13 protein-coding genes are annotated in these 14,189 nt (G+C 63.7%); 10 read left to right on the plus strand and 3 right to left on the minus strand.

Annotated elements, in window-relative coordinates; genetic code table 11:
* Positions 1 to 99: 99 nt before the first annotated feature.
* Positions 100 to 1,002, plus strand: coding sequence for a 3-keto-5-aminohexanoate cleavage protein (locus ACOGXC_RS04345; protein ID WP_419919483.1), 903 nt, complete (start codon positions 100 to 102; stop codon positions 1,000 to 1,002).
* Positions 1,003 to 1,092: 90 nt separating this feature from the next.
* On the opposite strand, the gene ACOGXC_RS04350 is transcribed toward ACOGXC_RS04345, so the two are convergent.
* A complete protein-coding gene (locus ACOGXC_RS04350; RefSeq protein ID WP_419919484.1) occupies positions 1,093 to 1,917 on the minus strand; it encodes a fumarylacetoacetate hydrolase family protein in 825 nt (274 codons plus the stop codon).
* Positions 1,918 to 2,051: 134 nt separating this feature from the next.
* Positions 2,052 to 4,058 carry an FAD-dependent oxidoreductase gene (locus ACOGXC_RS04355; protein WP_419919485.1) on the minus strand — a complete coding sequence of 669 codons (2,007 nt, stop codon included), beginning with the start codon at positions 4,056 to 4,058 and terminating at the stop codon, positions 2,052 to 2,054.
* Positions 4,059 to 4,196: 138 nt separating this feature from the next.
* On the opposite strand from ACOGXC_RS04355, the gene ACOGXC_RS04360 reads away from it, so the two are divergent.
* The 3 genes from ACOGXC_RS04360 (at position 4,197) to ACOGXC_RS04370 (ending at position 6,915) form a co-directional block, all read left to right on the plus strand.
* Positions 4,197 to 5,216 (plus strand): ABC transporter ATP-binding protein, encoded by a 1,020-nt coding sequence (locus ACOGXC_RS04360; RefSeq protein WP_419919486.1) that lies wholly within the window; start codon positions 4,197 to 4,199, stop codon positions 5,214 to 5,216.
* A 134-nt stretch (positions 5,217 to 5,350) separates the two neighbouring features.
* On the plus strand, positions 5,351 to 6,142 hold the full coding sequence (locus tag ACOGXC_RS04365; RefSeq protein WP_419919487.1) for an ABC transporter permease: 792 nt from the start codon (positions 5,351 to 5,353) through the stop codon (positions 6,140 to 6,142).
* 5 nt (positions 6,143 to 6,147) lie between these two features.
* Positions 6,148 to 6,915: an ABC transporter permease gene (locus ACOGXC_RS04370; protein WP_419919488.1), complete on the plus strand. Its 768-nt coding sequence runs from the start codon at positions 6,148 to 6,150 to the stop codon at positions 6,913 to 6,915.
* An 86-nt stretch (positions 6,916 to 7,001) separates the two neighbouring features.
* On the opposite strand, the gene ACOGXC_RS04375 is transcribed toward ACOGXC_RS04370, so the two are convergent.
* A complete protein-coding gene (locus ACOGXC_RS04375; RefSeq protein ID WP_419919489.1) occupies positions 7,002 to 7,358 on the minus strand; it encodes a hypothetical protein in 357 nt (118 codons plus the stop codon).
* A gap of 149 nt (positions 7,359 to 7,507) precedes the next feature.
* Between ACOGXC_RS04375 and ACOGXC_RS04380 the strand changes: the two genes are divergently transcribed.
* The 6 genes from ACOGXC_RS04380 (at position 7,508) to ACOGXC_RS04405 (ending at position 13,955) form a co-directional block, all read left to right on the plus strand.
* A complete protein-coding gene (locus ACOGXC_RS04380; RefSeq protein WP_419919490.1) occupies positions 7,508 to 8,713 on the plus strand; it encodes an amidohydrolase family protein in 1,206 nt (401 codons plus the stop codon).
* 380 nt (positions 8,714 to 9,093) lie between these two features.
* On the plus strand, positions 9,094 to 9,855 hold the full coding sequence (locus ACOGXC_RS04385; RefSeq protein WP_419919491.1) for a DNA-methyltransferase: 762 nt from the start codon (positions 9,094 to 9,096) through the stop codon (positions 9,853 to 9,855).
* On the plus strand, positions 9,852 to 10,622 hold the full coding sequence (locus ACOGXC_RS04390; protein ID WP_419919492.1) for a hypothetical protein: 771 nt from the start codon (positions 9,852 to 9,854) through the stop codon (positions 10,620 to 10,622). The genes ACOGXC_RS04385 and ACOGXC_RS04390 overlap by 4 nt, the downstream gene beginning before the upstream one ends.
* Before the next feature lie 127 nt (positions 10,623 to 10,749).
* On the plus strand, positions 10,750 to 11,232 hold the full coding sequence (locus tag ACOGXC_RS04395; protein WP_419919493.1) for an IS30 family transposase: 483 nt from the start codon (positions 10,750 to 10,752) through the stop codon (positions 11,230 to 11,232).
* A gap of 273 nt (positions 11,233 to 11,505) precedes the next feature.
* Entirely contained in the window at positions 11,506 to 12,036 is a 531-nt protein-coding gene (locus ACOGXC_RS04400; protein ID WP_419919494.1) for a SigE family RNA polymerase sigma factor, read from the plus strand.
* Positions 12,033 to 13,955 (plus strand): hypothetical protein, encoded by a 1,923-nt coding sequence (locus tag ACOGXC_RS04405; RefSeq protein ID WP_419919495.1) that lies wholly within the window; start codon positions 12,033 to 12,035, stop codon positions 13,953 to 13,955. The genes ACOGXC_RS04400 and ACOGXC_RS04405 overlap by 4 nt, the downstream gene beginning before the upstream one ends.
* Positions 13,956 to 14,189: the final 234 nt, after the last annotated feature.

Here is a 14,189-nt window from a genome sequence, read left to right on the forward strand (position 1 = left end):
GGGCGCACTTTCTAGCACGCATTCTGCGGTGTAGGAACGCGACCCTACTGAAAACCCAAGTGCGCACCTGTTTTCCGGTGACGGCAGTAGGGTTGGGCCATGGCAGCAGTGGCATCCGGCGAGATACCGGTCATCATCGAGGTGGCCATCAACGGCATCACCACCCCCGACATAAATCCCAACGTCCCGCTGAGCCCGCAGGCCATCACCGCCGACGCTCTGGCCTGCCTGGAGGGGGGTGCGGCCATCATCCACACCCACAATCACGACATCGGCCTCACCGGGGCCGATGCCGCCGGTCCCTACATCGAGGCCATGATCCCGGTGCTGGCCGTCCGACCCGATGCCCTGTGGTACCCGACGCTCACCTCGGGGGCCGATCACCAGGCCCGCAATGCCCACATGGCCATGATCGCCGCCGAGGTGCCCCTGCGCATGGGGGTGGTCGATCCCGGCTCCACCAACATAGGTACCGCCGGGCCCGACGGCTTGCCGGTGGGAGGTACCTACAAGAACGACTACGCCGACATTCGGGCCAGCTTCGATCTGTGCCGGGAAAGCGGCTGGGGTCCGGCGCTGGCCATCTACGAGCCCGGCTTCCTCCAGTGCGTGCTGTCGTACCACCGGGCCGGGTGCCTGCCGGCCGGATCCATGGCCAAGCTCTACTTCGGGGGTGAATGGGGGCTGACCCGCCGGGCCAGAGGCGTGACCTTTGGGCTCTCCCCCACCAGGCACGCCCTGCTGGCCTACCTGGACATGCTGGAAGGGACCGCCATCCCCTGGTCGGTATCGGTGTGGGGCGGCGACCTCATGGCCACCCCGCTGCCCCGCCTGGCTCTGGAGCGGGGCGGCCACCTCCATGTGGGCATCGAGGAGTTCTACGACCCCAACCGCTCCCCCACCAACCAGGAGCTGCTGGCCGAGGCGGTGGCGCTGTGTGCCGAGGTGGGCCGCCCGGTGGCAAGCTGCGCTCAGGCAGTCGAGATGTTGGGGTTACCCTGAACCGCAAGATCCACCTGAACCGCATGATCCAGATGCCCATGATCCAGATGCAGGGGTTGTCCAGAGAGCCGAGCCCCTCTAGCCCATGATCTAGATGCAGGGGTTGTCCAGAGAGCCGAGCCCCTCTATTTCGGAGACGATCCGGTCGCCGGGTTTCAGGTAGATGCCTCGGGCTTGGCCCACCCCGCCGGGGGTTCCGGTGAAGATCAGATCGCCGGGGTTCAGGGTCAAAATCGACGACAGGTGGGCTACCATCTCGGGAACCGGGCGCATGAGCAGGCTGGTGCGGCTGTCCTGGCGCAACTCCCCGTTGATGCGGCAGCAGATGGCCAGGTCGTCGGGGTTGCCAACCAGGTCGGGGCTCACCAGAGCCGGGCCGGTGGGGCCGAAAGTGGCCCTTGACTTGCCCAGGGAGAACTGGGGCGGGGTGGCAGCGGTCTGTAGCGCCCGGTCGGAGATGTCCTGGCCGATCATCAGCCCGGCCACCCGGTCCCAGACCTGGCTCTGGTCCACGTCCCGGGTTTCGGTGCCGATCACCACCACCAGCTCGCACTCGTAGTCGCAGCGGTCTCCTACCAGCTTGACCGGCGCGGTCGGGCCGATCAGGCAGCTAGGGAACTTGGTGAACACCACCGGTGCCTCGTTGGTGGTTCGGGCCAGGTAGTTCACCTCGTCCATCTCCCTCACGTGGTCGCGGTAGTTGAGGCCGTAGGCGAACACTTGCCGGGGGGCAGGCACCGGGGGTCCCAGCTCTGCCGGGGTGACCCGACCATCGGGAGCACCCCGGCTGTCCCAGCGGCGGTGCAGATCATCGGGACGGGTCAAAGCCCCCATGGGGTCGATCCCCAGTTTCCAGTAGTCCTGCCCCTCCAGCAGCACTGCCTGCCCGTCGTGGTTGGCCAGCCGAAAGCTCATGTAAATCTCCTTGCGGTGGTCTCCGGAGTTGTGGTTTGTGCGGGTTCATGGCCCAGCAGCAGCGCGTTGGCCATCCTTGCGGTGGTCTCCGGAGTTGTGGTTTGTGCGGGTTCCGGCGCTACTGGACTGGGGCACTAAAGGTTTGCCGCCAGTTCAACCGCCGAGCGCATCGCACCCTCGAGGAATCCGGGCTGGGCGCAGTCGCCCACCGTGTGGGTCTCGGCACCGGCGGCCCGCAGTTCATCCACCAGCGAATGGTCTGCCACCGGATCGGAGGTCACCACCACCCGATCGGTGGGGGTGGTCTGCTCGGTACCGTTGCTGCGCCACACCACCCCTTCGCCGGTGATTGCCACCACCTCGGCACCGGTGATCAGGTTCACCCCTGCTCGGCTCAACTCGTTCACCACCCGCCAGCGGCCGGGCAGCCCCAGTGAATGGCCCAGCACGGGGCCGGATTCGATGAGCGTGACCTCGGCACCCTGGCGGTGGGCGGCCTCGGTCACCCCGAGGCCGGGCAGGTCACCGCCCAGCACCGTCACCCGGTCGGCGTTCAGCGGGATCCCGTCGAGCAGCCACGGGGCCAGGTCGTCAACCCCCCACACCAAGGGGCTTTCGATACCCTCCACCACCGGCCGGTCCCACCGGCCCCCCACTGCCACCACCACCGTATGGGGTGACAGCGCGCTCACCCGGTCCACATCCATTCGGGTGTCGAGGCGGACATCCACCCCCAGCCGGTCGAGTTGGTGCTCGAACCATCCCAGGAGTTCTGCGTTCACATCGCTGGTGGCCGAGGCCAGCGCCCACCGGCCCCCCAGCCGGTCGGACGCCTCGGCCAAAATCACCTCGTGGCCCCGCAGGGCGGCCACCCGGGCCGTTTCCATACCCGAGGGTCCGCCCCCCACCACCAGCACCTTTTTGGCCGATGGCGCGGCCGCCGCGGTGAGGGAGTCCTCCCGGCCCAAAAACCCGTTGCCCGCGCACCGGGTGCCCTTGCGCAAAAAGATGTTGCCTATGCAGCGGTAGTGGTAAACGCACGGGCGCACGTCGTCGGGCCTACCCGCGCCCAGCTTGTTGACCAGGTCGGGGTCGGCCAGGATCTTGCGGCCCATGGCCAAGAAGTCGAAGGAGCCCTCGGCGATGTGGCTATCAGCGGCCTCGGGGCTGATGCGCCCCACCGCGATGACCGGCACGTCCACCTCGGCCTTGACCGCCGCCGCGTTGGCCACCAGCAGCTCGGGTACGTGAGGGGCGTAGGAGTCGGTGGGGCCGGTAGCAATACCGGGGTCGTGGTAGGCCGACACGTGGATGGCATCGGCCCCGGCGGCAGCCGCCCGGCGAGCGTTGTCAATGGCATCGCTCAGAACGATGCCGTCGATGTCCACCTCGGTGCTGTTGAGCCGTACCCACACCGGGTAGTCGTCACCCACCCGCCGGCGTATCTCGGTCAGGATCTCCACCAGGAACCGGGCCCGGTTCTGCGTCGATCCGCCGTACTCGTCGTCGCGGGTATTGATGGTGGGCGAGAGAAAGGCATCGATGAGGTAGCCGTGGCCGCCGTGCAGTTCCACCCCATCCACCCCCGCCGCCCGGGCCCGCACGGTGGCGGCTGCGAACTGGTTCACCACGGTGGCGATGTCGTCGTGGTCCATCACCCGGTAGTGGACTTTGGCACCGGGGGCGATGAGCGGTTCGGCCATCATGGCCCCCTCCTCGCCGGTGACCATCCCGTACAGCGGATCCACGGTGGCCGGTCCCGGCACCGACGGAACCCATAGGGGGCGGCCGGCCATGGTGTCCTGAAGGGCGATCTTGCCGGCGTGGGTGAGCTGCATGGCGATCTTGCCGCCGTGGGTGTGGACCCGGTCGGCGGCACGTTCCCACGACGGGATGAAGCGGTCGTCGGATATGGCCGTCTGGCGCTTGTTGGAGCAGCCCACCGGGAAGGCCACCGCCACTGACCCCAGCATCACCAGCGCCATGCCGCCCCTGGCCCTGGCCTCCAGGTAGGCGATCTGGTCGTCGGACACCTCGCCGCTCTCGACCCCCAACTCCTCCCCCATCGGGGCCATGATCAGCCGATTACGAAGTTCCAGGGTACCGATGCGCCCCGGTGCCAGCAGATGCTCGTAACTCATGGCCCCCATCATGGCCCATACACGCCCTCCGGATTGGGGCAACCGCTCAGAACAAGATCGGCGGGTACCCTGTAACCTGCGAAGCCGCGATGGTTCAAGAACTGCCGGTTGGCCCGATAGGGAGCGTATTGTCGCCGGGTGTCTTTGATCGCGGCATGGGGGTTGACAAAGCGTTTTGGTGAGTTCACCGCGGTGGATGGCATCGATTTTCAAGTTGATCGGGGTGAGGTTTTCGGCTTCCTGGGCCCCAACGGCGCGGGCAAGTCGTCCACCATGCGGATGATCGGCTGCGTTTCCGACCCAACCGGGGGCGCCCTGCGCATCATGGGCATGGATCCGGCCCGGGAGGGCACCCGCATCCGGGCCCGCCTGGGGGTGGTGCCCCAGCAGGACAATCTGGACGAGGAACTGTCGGTGGCCGAGAACCTGTACGTGTACGGGCGGTACTTCGACTTGCCCCGGTCGGTGCTGCGTCCCCGCATATCCGAGCTCTTGGAGTTCGTGCAGCTCGACGGGCGAGCGGGCGACCACGTGGAGCCGCTGTCGGGGGGCATGAAACGCCGCCTGATCATTGCCCGGGCCCTGATCAGCGAGCCCGAGGTGCTGCTCCTGGACGAACCCACCACCGGCCTCGATCCCCAGGCCCGCCATGTGGTGTGGGAGCGGCTGTGGACGCTGAAGCGCCGGGGGGTCACCCAGGTGCTGACCACCCACTACATGGACGAGGCCGAGCAGCTCTGCGACCGGTTGGTGGTGATGGATCGGGGCCGGATCGTGGCCGAAGGGTCGCCCCGCCGGCTCATCGAGCGCTACTCCACCCGGGAGGTGGTGGAGCTGCGGACCCACGACCGGCTGCCGGCGCTGACCGAGAAGTTGAGTTCTCTGGGTGATCCGGATGGCATCGGAGACAACCATGAGGTTGGTGGCCAGCGGCTGACCGAGAAGTTGGGTTCTCTGGGTGATCCGGACGGTGGTGACCGGGGTGATTGCCTGTACGAGAGGATCGAGGAACTGCCCGACCGGGTACTGCTGTACACCGATCACGGCGATCGGGTGGTGGCCCAGCTCGGAGAGGTCAAGCCCGAGAGTGTTCTGGTGCGGCGCAGCACGCTCGAGGACGTGTTCTTGCACCTGACCGGCCGGTCACTGGTTGACTGATGCCCCACCCCCCGGCTGTTTCCAGCCCCCGACCGGTGGTTCCGGTATGAAGCACGCCGGCGTTTCCAGCCCCCGACCGGTGGTTCCGGTATGAGGCACGCCGGCGTTTCTGGATCCCGACCGGTGGTTCCGGTATGAGGCACGCCGGTGTCTCCAGTCCCAGATTGGCGTTTGAGTACTGGTTGGTGGCTTACCGGCGCAACTGGAAGGGGTCGCTTCTCACCAGCTTTTTGAGCCCGATCCTGTTCCTGGCCGCCATGGGGCTGGGGTTGGGCTCGCTGGTGGACACTCAGGTGGGTTCCGGGCCCGACCTGGGCGGGCTGAACTACCTGGATTTCCTGGCCCCCGGGCTACTGGCCGGCAACGCCATGATGCTGGCGGTCAACGAGTCCACCTACCCGGTGCTGGGTGGCTTCAAGTGGTACCGCACGTACCTGGCCATGGCTGCCTCCCCGCTGCGGGATCGGGACATATTGCTGGGCCATTTCGCCTACATGGGATTCCGGGTGGGGCTGGCCAGCTTCGTGTTCCTGGCGGTGATGGCCGCGTTCGGCGCGGTCTCATCGCCACTGGCGGTGCTGGCCCCGGTGTGCGCAACCCTGTGCGGCCTGGCCTTCGCCACCCCCACCACCGCCTTCGTGGCCACCCGGACCAATGCCGACAACTTCAGCACCTTCACCCGGTTCGTGATCATGCCCATGTTCTTGTTCTCGGGCATCTTCTACCCGGTGTCGCAGCTTCCGGTGGGGTTGGAGCAGATCGCCTGGCTCACCCCGGTGTGGCACGGCGTGCGGATGTGCCGGGCGCTGACCACCGGCCATGACCTGGGGTGGGAGATGGGCGGCCACGCGGCCTACCTGGTGGTGCTGACCCTGGTGGGAGCACTGGTTTCCAGCCGGACCTTCTCCCGGCGGTTGTACGAGTGATTTCCATGGTGGGGTCTTGGCGGTTCGCCCGGGTGGTGGAGCGGAACATAACCGTGTACCGCCGTACCTGGTTGGTGCTGTTGACCGGGTTCTTCGAGCCGGTGTTCTACTTGCTCTCCATCGGTATCGGCATCGGCGAGCTGGTGGGTGATGTGACCGTCGGGGGCAGAACCATCGACTATCGCACGTTCGTAGCGCCGGGGCTTCTGGCCACCTCGGCCATGAACGGAACCTTCTACGACAGCACCATGAACATGTACTACAAGCTCACTTGGGCCAGGATCTACGACGCGGTGCTGGCCACCCCGGTGGGGGTGACCGATCTGGCGCTCGGAGAGATGAGCTGGTCGGTGTTGCGAGCCAGCCTTTACGGTGCCGGGTTCCTCGGGGTCATGGCCGGATTCGGGCTGGTGGACTCGCTGTGGGCGATTGCCGCCCTACCGGGAGCAACCCTGATCGGCTTCACTTTTGCCGCGCTGGGCATGGCCGCCACCAGCTACATGCGGAGCTGGAACGACCTGGACCTGGTGACCGTGCCGCTCATAGTGCAGTTCCTGTTCTCGGCCACCTTCTTTCCGCTGGACACCTACCCTCGAGCAGTGCAGTTCCTGGTACAGGCCACCCCGCTCTATCACGGTGTGGCCCTGGAGCGGGCCTTCATCGCCGGCAACGTCGGCTGGGGCCTGCTGGTTCACATTGCCTACCTGGTGGCACTCACCGCGGCCGGTGCCATCGTTGTCAGCCGCCGCCTCGGCCGTTTGCTGACTCCTTGAATCGCCGGCCGGTTTGGTCAAGCAGTCCGGCGAATGGTGGTCAAGCCTGAGGGCGAATGATGGTCAAGCCTGAGGGTGAATGGTGGTCAAGCCTGAGGGCGAATGGTGGTGCCGGGGCCGATGCCGGAGTCGGGGCCGATGCCATCGAGCTTCAGGGCCATGAGCATGTGGAACTCGTCGTCGTCCTGCACGGTGTGATCAATGGAGACAACCCGGGTTGGAACCGCCTCGTCGCCCACCTCGACCACCAGCGCGTCACCCTCCCGGACTCGACCGGCAACCGCCCGGCCGATCACGAAAAAGTCCTCGCCCGACATGGCTTGGGTGCGGACCACCTCGAACCGGAACGACTCCTCGCGGCGCCGCCACCGCTTGAAGAACGTCCGCCAGTTGTGGGGTTGATCGTCCCACTCCCCTTCCACAATGCCCGGTGAGGAACCCATGGGAGCCAACCTAGCGCACTCGGCCTGCGTTTCGGTTCCCGGCGTGGCATGTTGGTTGGATCGTTCCCGGTGGCTGCGTTTCGGTTCCCGGCGTGGCATGCTGGGGAGCAGACCCTTTTTCAGCCCCTACAACCATCTCGGAGGGATCAATGAGCAACCGATACACCATCATCTCGGCTGACTGCCACGCCGGTGCCAACCACGAGACCTACCGGGGATACCTGGAATCCAAGTATCTTGACGACTTCGATGCCTGGCGGGAGAAGTACCGCAACCCGTTTCGGGATCTCCAGGACGGGGGCCGGGTGCGCAACTGGGACAACGAACGCCGGCTCAGCGACCTGTACGCCGACGGTCAGGTGGGTGAGGTGGTGTTCCCCAACACCGTGCCCCCCTTCTTCCCCAGCTTCATCCTCTTCGCCCGCCCGCCCCGATCGGATCAGCTCGAGCACCGGCTGGCCGGCATCCGGGCTCACAACCGCTGGCTGGCCGATTGGTGTGCTGAGTACCCCCATCAGCGGGCCGGCATCGGCCAGACCTTTTTGAACGATGTGGACGAGGCCATCGCCGATGTGGAGTTCATAGCGGCCAACAACCTCCGGGGAGGCGTGCTCATATCGGCCATTCCCCCGGATTGCGGCGACCTGGCCCCCCTTTACGACCCGGTGTACGACCCGTTCTGGGCTGCTTGCCAGGATCTCGGGGTCATCGTCAACAGCCACGGTGGCACCGGTGTTCCCAACTACGGCAGGTACTCGGTGTCAGACCTCCTGTTCATCACCGAGGTGAGTTTTTACTCCCACCGGCCCTTCTACCAACTCCTGCTTTCGGGGGTGTTCGAGCGCTTTCCCAGGCTCAAGTTCGTCATGACCGAGCAGGGCTGCGCCTGGTTGGTGGGCGCACTGGCCCATCTGGACGAGACCCTGGCCAAGATTCGTGACACCGGCCGCATGGGTGAGATGCGCTACGACGACAGCCACATCCTTCCCAGGAGTGCCACCGAATACTTCCAGCAGAACTGCTGGGTGGGCATCAGCCAGCCGGGTCATGACGATGCCGCGGCTCGGCAAGTGCTGGGGGTTGACAAGGTGATGTGGGGATCGGACTATCCCCACAACGAGGGAACCGGCCCCTACACCCGCGAGCACCTGCGCCAGGTGTTCTGCGACACCGACCCGGTGGAACTCCAACAGATCCTGGCCGGCACCGCCGCCGACCTGTACGGCTTCGACCTGCAGGCCCTGGCCCCGCTGGCCGCCCAGCACGGTCCGACCCATGCCGAGATCTCCGTACCGCTCGCCGAACTCCCCTCCGAGCCCAACGAAGCCCTGCTCAAGAACGCAATAGCCGCCTAAAGCCGCGCCGTTCCAGAGCCGGGCCACAACCGTGCCACCATGGCTGTGTGAAATTCAAACCCGAGCCGGGCCACCATAGCTGTGAGTCTGCTTACCGTAGCGAGCCTGTAACCTAGCCGGTCGGGGTGATGTCACACCCCTATGAGACAGTGGGTTCCATGAGAGAAGTGATGCTTCGAGGCATTGAGGGTCAACTTTTCGATATGAATACGAGCGGTCCCTCGGACGCGTGGCAGGAGCCACTAACATCAGAAAAGATGAGTCGCTTCAGGCCGCCGGGCTCAGCCCAGATTCACATGAGTGCAGAAGCGGCCAGCGGCAAGATTGTCAGTCCAAGCGAGTCGGTTCTGATCTGTGGGCGAGCCTCGGAGGGGCTTGACATGCTGCCCGATCGATGCGTGCGTACTGTGGTGACATCGCCACCGTACTGGTCGCTTCGTGACTATGAGGCTGACGGCCAAATTGGCCGGGACGACGCGCTGGGTGACTATGTGAAGAGCATCGTGATCACCTTCGACAAAGTACGACGGGTGCTCACCGACGATGGTACGGTTTGGCTGAACGTAGGCGACAGTTATACCTCGGGAAATCGGAGTTATCGCGCTCCTGACCGCAAGAATCGGGCCCGGGCCATGCGGGTTCGCCCACCGACACCAGAGGGTCTCAAGCCTAAGGATCTGATTGGGGTGCCATGGAGGCTCGCGCTCGCATTGCAGGATGCCGGGTGGTGGCTACGCTCGGAGGTGATCTGGTACAAGCCAAATGCACATCCCGAGTCGGTTGGGGATCGACCCACCAAGGCTCATGAGACTGTGTTCTTGTTGTCGAAGAGTCAAGACTACTACTACGACATTGACTCGGTGCGAGGTCCCAACGACCGTCGCTTGCGCACGGTTTGGGACATCAACACCGAACCGCGCAGGCCTGCCGGTAGTGGAGTTGGCGATCATCCCGCAGTCATGCCGATGGCGCTGGCACGCCAGTGCATCAAGATTACGAGCGAACCTGGTGACATGGTTCTGGATCCCTTCGCAGGATCGGGCACTACACTGCTGGCAGCACAGGATATGGATCGCCGCTGGGCAGGCATCGAACTGAAGCCAGCATTTGTGGATCTGATTCGGCATCGGTTGGGGCTGTGAACGAACGGAAGGCTCTTGAGCAGCGCATAGACGCACTTTCACCGATGGGTATCAGGTATGTGACCCGTATGGTCGATTCGTTGGCGGACCCACCTCGGGCACTCCTCGCAGAGCCCGTACCGACTTGGCTTACCGCGGAGCCGGACTGGATTGAGTACTTCAGCCTCATGATCTCCGCTCATCATGGCGTAACGGTGGATGCGCTTGGTCTTGGGAGCTTTGAAAGTGCCTTTCGAGATACGTGTGAAGCCGTCGGTTGGACCCTGCACCCGCTCGGCTCGGCTACACAGCGCTTTGTGGATACAACCGTCACAGCAGCAGACGGTCATGTTCGCAAGCTGTCACTAAAGTCGACCGCGGCGCAGCGACTTTCAAATACTTCAACGCATATCTCCAAACTGACGGAAGCGGCATGGATCCAGGATGTCCGTTCGGCACGCGCTCGTCAGGCTAAAACACTCGAACTCTTCAAGGAGTATTGTGCCGCAGTGGATGCAATTCTCATGCTCAGAGCGTTTCGAGCCAGTCGGGCCATAACGCCGTATCGCTATCAGCTGATCGAGATACCCACCGCTATTTTTGAGTCGCTCGCAGATGCACCGCTATCCGCGTTTGAGGCAGACGGGCCAACGATCAACTGCGCGTACGGTGAGAACTCCGCAGCAGCACGCGTCTCGCTTGATAGATCCGATGCCAAGGTGACCGTCAAACAGATTCAGCTTTCGGCTTGCGACGTTCATGCAGAATGGGAACTGCAACATTCCTGATTAGACTGACATATCTTTCATTGCAACAGGGGGCAGATAGCGTGTTGGCTAGGGCTGTGGCTGAGTGGTTGGCGCTTCGTTGGTCACCGCATACGATCTCAGATGCTTCGTGTAGCGGGGGCTGCGGGTGTGTGGGGAAACGATCTACGGGGCGTGCTACGCGCGCGACGCTCGCAGTGGTCTAGCGGCTGATAGTTGGAAACTGCTGGTGTGTCAACGCCGTCGGCGTAAAGCCAGAAGTCCTTGTGAGCTGGCAAAACGTTCTGTTTTGGGTGATTTCCGGCCGATAGCGCAGCGTCCCGAAATAGTCGCCAACCGAGCTGAGTCGGGCCATTGGGAAGGCGATTTGATAATCTGGCGGAACAACCAAACCGCCATAGCCACCCTGGTGGAGCGCACCAGCCGCCAAACCCTGGTGGTGGCGCTACCTGATGGTTGCGATGCCCAAAACACCGCCAAAGCCATCACCGCCGTACTGGGTCGCCAACCCGCCGGATTGGTCAAAACCCTGACCTGGGACCAAGGAACGGGAATGGCCAAAAGGGCTGACATCGAACATGCCCTGGGCATTGAGGTCTATTTCTGCGATGCCGGATTCTCCTGGCAATGACCCACCAACGAACAAAACAACGCAACGCTACGACGCTGGCTACCCAAAGGCACCGACCTCAACATCGGCCCGGTACACATCGCCATCATCGAAGACCTCCATGCCCCGCAGACTCCACCACTGGCATCCAGTCCAAACCATCTGTAGTAAACTCTGTCACGATCACCACTAGAGCTTTCCGACCACCAATTGGTCCTGGAGAGCATGGGGATCAGGATGCGGGGAACCAACCGGCGTGGTGATGCGTCGTTGCGGGTAGTGGAGACTTTACCAGTGGTCACAAGGCGAGGTGCAGAGGTCCGGGGGGAGGAGTTGTCGGCTCCTCAGGAAGCCTCCCCTGGTAAAAGGTTCGCCTGGCGGGCCGGGTTCAACGATCTGTACCAGGAGGAGTACGAACCGATGGTCCGGTTGGCCCGGGGGTTGGTGGATTTGCCGGAAACCGCCGAGGAGATCGTGCAGGAAGCCTTCGTCAAGGTGTTCGACCGCTGGAGCCGTCTCGACAACCCCGGTGGTTACCTGCGCTCCACGGTGGTCAACAGTGCCCGAAGCGAGCTGCGCAAGCGAAGAACGCGCCGGCGCGCCGGCCCACGGTTGTTCAACAATCCAGACTCCGTCGAGGAGCAGGACTACTTGCTCGATGCGCTCAACCTGCTGTCTCCCCGCCAGAAGACTGCCCTGGTACTGCGGTTCTACGCCGGTATGAGCGAGAAGGAAATCGCCCGCACGATGGGGGTGCGCCCCGGCACGGTGAAAAGCGCCACCTCCCGTGGTTTGGCTGAACTGAGAAAGGTAATCGAGCGATGAACAACAAGCATTCGAGCCCCGAAAATCCGATGAGCCGCAATGATTCGTTTGGCCGTGACGATTCGGTTGGCCATGGCGATCCGGCTCTGGGTGAGGCGCTGAGTGAGGCCATCTGCCGCCGAGTGGATGGTCCGGCTGTCCGGCCCCCGGTGGGTTATATCGCCGAGCGGGCGGCCGCCCATGCTCGAGCCCGCAACATCCGCCGAGCGGTGGTAGGTATCGTTGCCTCCACTGCCCTGCTGGTCGGGGGCATCGTTGCCTGGAACTCGGTGGATCGTGAGCAGACCACCCAGGTAGTCGTGGCCAATGAACCGACTACCGGCCCGGTACCGGAAACAACCTCGGGCAACGAGCCGCCGAATGAGTTCCAAAATTTGCCCCGGGCCGAGATCGGCGAGGGCTCTGGGCCGGTCACGCCGGAGGCTCTGTCTACCGGGAAAGCGCTCGAGTGGACAGAGTTCAACCCTGCCTCGGTATTCGGCGCTGACGCTGTGGACATCTACGGCATTGCCTCGGTTGGTGACGGACGGGTGCTGGTCAGGGTTGATGGCGGCTCCGGTGGGAGCCGGGCAATGGTTTCCCGTGACGGCACCACATGGACAGCGGTCTCGTTGCCGCCCGATTTTGTCCTCGAACGTCTCGACATCACCGGTGACCGCTGGCTGGCCACTGGATGGGCTCTCGACTCTTCCTCCACTTCTGGCCGTTTCAACGATCACCGAGCCTTCTTCTCCGACGACCGCGGTGCCACCTGGACCGATCTGGCTTTCGAGACCGCCAGTTCCGGCGAGTCACAATCGGGAACGGGGGTGATGGTGTCCGGGAAGAACATGGTGATCGCCACCATGGTGTTGCTTCCCGAGAGGGGGGGGAGTCATACCCGTCTCTACTACAGCAATGGTGATCCCCTGGAGCTGGTAGCCGAGTATCCAGCCCAGCAGGTGGCGGGCTACAGCACTCCCGAGGGTTTCTACCTCACCCTGCTGAGCGCTGAAACTATTGATGCCGGGAAGCTGGTTACCTCCCCCGACGGCCGCCAGTGGTCGGAGGCATCCCTGGCCGACGGCAACTGGGTAAGGGGAATCACCACGGTGACCCATAGCACCCGCCAGTGGGATCAGCCATCGGTGCCCGATGAAGATGGCACGGTTTCTTTCATCCACCGTTTTTTCGGGCACTACGAGACCGCCCAGGAAACGATCTGGATGCTGGGCCTGTCCGGCAGTGACTACCGGTTCGAGCGTCTCGACGGTGTCTATGCCCCTGTGCTGGTTTCCAAGCTGCCCAGCGGGTTGGCCGGAGTTGATCGCCTGGGGGTCGGTCCTGCGGGCACGGTCGTGGTGTCGGCCCCGGAGCGCGTGTCGGCTGCCAGCCTCATCACCGTAATGCGAGGGATCAAGGACGGCTACGAACTGCGTTACAACCTGCTGGAAGGCAAGTTCGTCCTGAGGGACATATCCACCGATACCGTCCTCTACGAGTTCAATACCGGGGTCATGGGGAACATATCCCTGCCCGAGGGAGTCTGGGTGCAAATGCGGGATGCTGCGGACGCTCCTTATGGGGCCGCCCTCGAGGAGTTCGTGTTCGAAGATCCGGATACCGGGGAGGATCTTGTGACTTTTTCCTTCGACGATCTGGAGCCCCTGGCCGATGCTGAGAACTCCCAGGCGGTCGAAGCGGCAGACGGGTTTGAACGGTGGGTGGGCTGGTCGTCCGATGGTAAAAACTGGGGGTGGCAGACCCTATCCGACGCTTTCGACCTGCCCGATCTCACATATGTCGAGAGGGAGTTGACCAACGTCCAGTTGGCGGTGGGTGAGAACTTCGTGATCGCTCGGGTCCAAACCTATGAAACCAGCGAGAATGGCTTGATGCTTCTGGGTCAGCCTGTCCGCTGGTTCATCGCCCGTACCTGAAGGAGGAGCCTCCTCGGCTGGTAGATCGGCAGATACGTCTGAACCCCTCACTGCGGGTGGTTGGCGAGTCCCCTCCTCGCCAACCACCCGCGGAATCAGTCGGGCGGTGCCGCCACTTCTCGGACGGATAATTTCGATTGCGTCTACGCTGTCGGGTTGAGAGCAACCGTCCATGTATGAGAAACATCAGGTATGAGAGGCGGGCTTATCATGTATGACGACCGTTATGTATGA

The sequence above is a fragment of the Candidatus Poriferisocius sp. genome (assembly GCF_965202595.1).
Taxonomy (GTDB): domain Bacteria; phylum Actinomycetota; class Acidimicrobiia; order Acidimicrobiales; family Bin134; genus Poriferisocius.

Excerpts from the sequence above, each read along its gene's own strand:
- ACOGXC_RS04365 (WP_419919487.1), top strand. The coding sequence starts at position 5,351 with ATGAGGCACGCCGGTGTCTCCAGTCCCAGATTGGCGTTTGAGTACTGG.
- ACOGXC_RS04370 (WP_419919488.1), top strand. The coding sequence starts at position 6,148 with ATGGTGGGGTCTTGGCGGTTCGCCCGGGTGGTGGAGCGGAACATAACC.
- ACOGXC_RS04355 (WP_419919485.1), bottom strand. The coding sequence starts at position 4,058 with ATGAGTTACGAGCATCTGCTGGCACCGGGGCGCATCGGTACCCTGGAA.
- ACOGXC_RS04375 (WP_419919489.1), bottom strand. The coding sequence starts at position 7,358 with ATGGGTTCCTCACCGGGCATTGTGGAAGGGGAGTGGGACGATCAACCC.
- ACOGXC_RS04345 (WP_419919483.1), top strand. The coding sequence starts at position 100 with ATGGCAGCAGTGGCATCCGGCGAGATACCGGTCATCATCGAGGTGGCC.
- ACOGXC_RS04385 (WP_419919491.1), top strand. The coding sequence starts at position 9,094 with ATGCTGCCCGATCGATGCGTGCGTACTGTGGTGACATCGCCACCGTAC.
- ACOGXC_RS04405 (WP_419919495.1), top strand. The coding sequence starts at position 12,033 with ATGAACAACAAGCATTCGAGCCCCGAAAATCCGATGAGCCGCAATGAT.
- ACOGXC_RS04350 (WP_419919484.1), bottom strand. The coding sequence starts at position 1,917 with ATGAGCTTTCGGCTGGCCAACCACGACGGGCAGGCAGTGCTGCTGGAG.
- ACOGXC_RS04380 (WP_419919490.1), top strand. The coding sequence starts at position 7,508 with ATGAGCAACCGATACACCATCATCTCGGCTGACTGCCACGCCGGTGCC.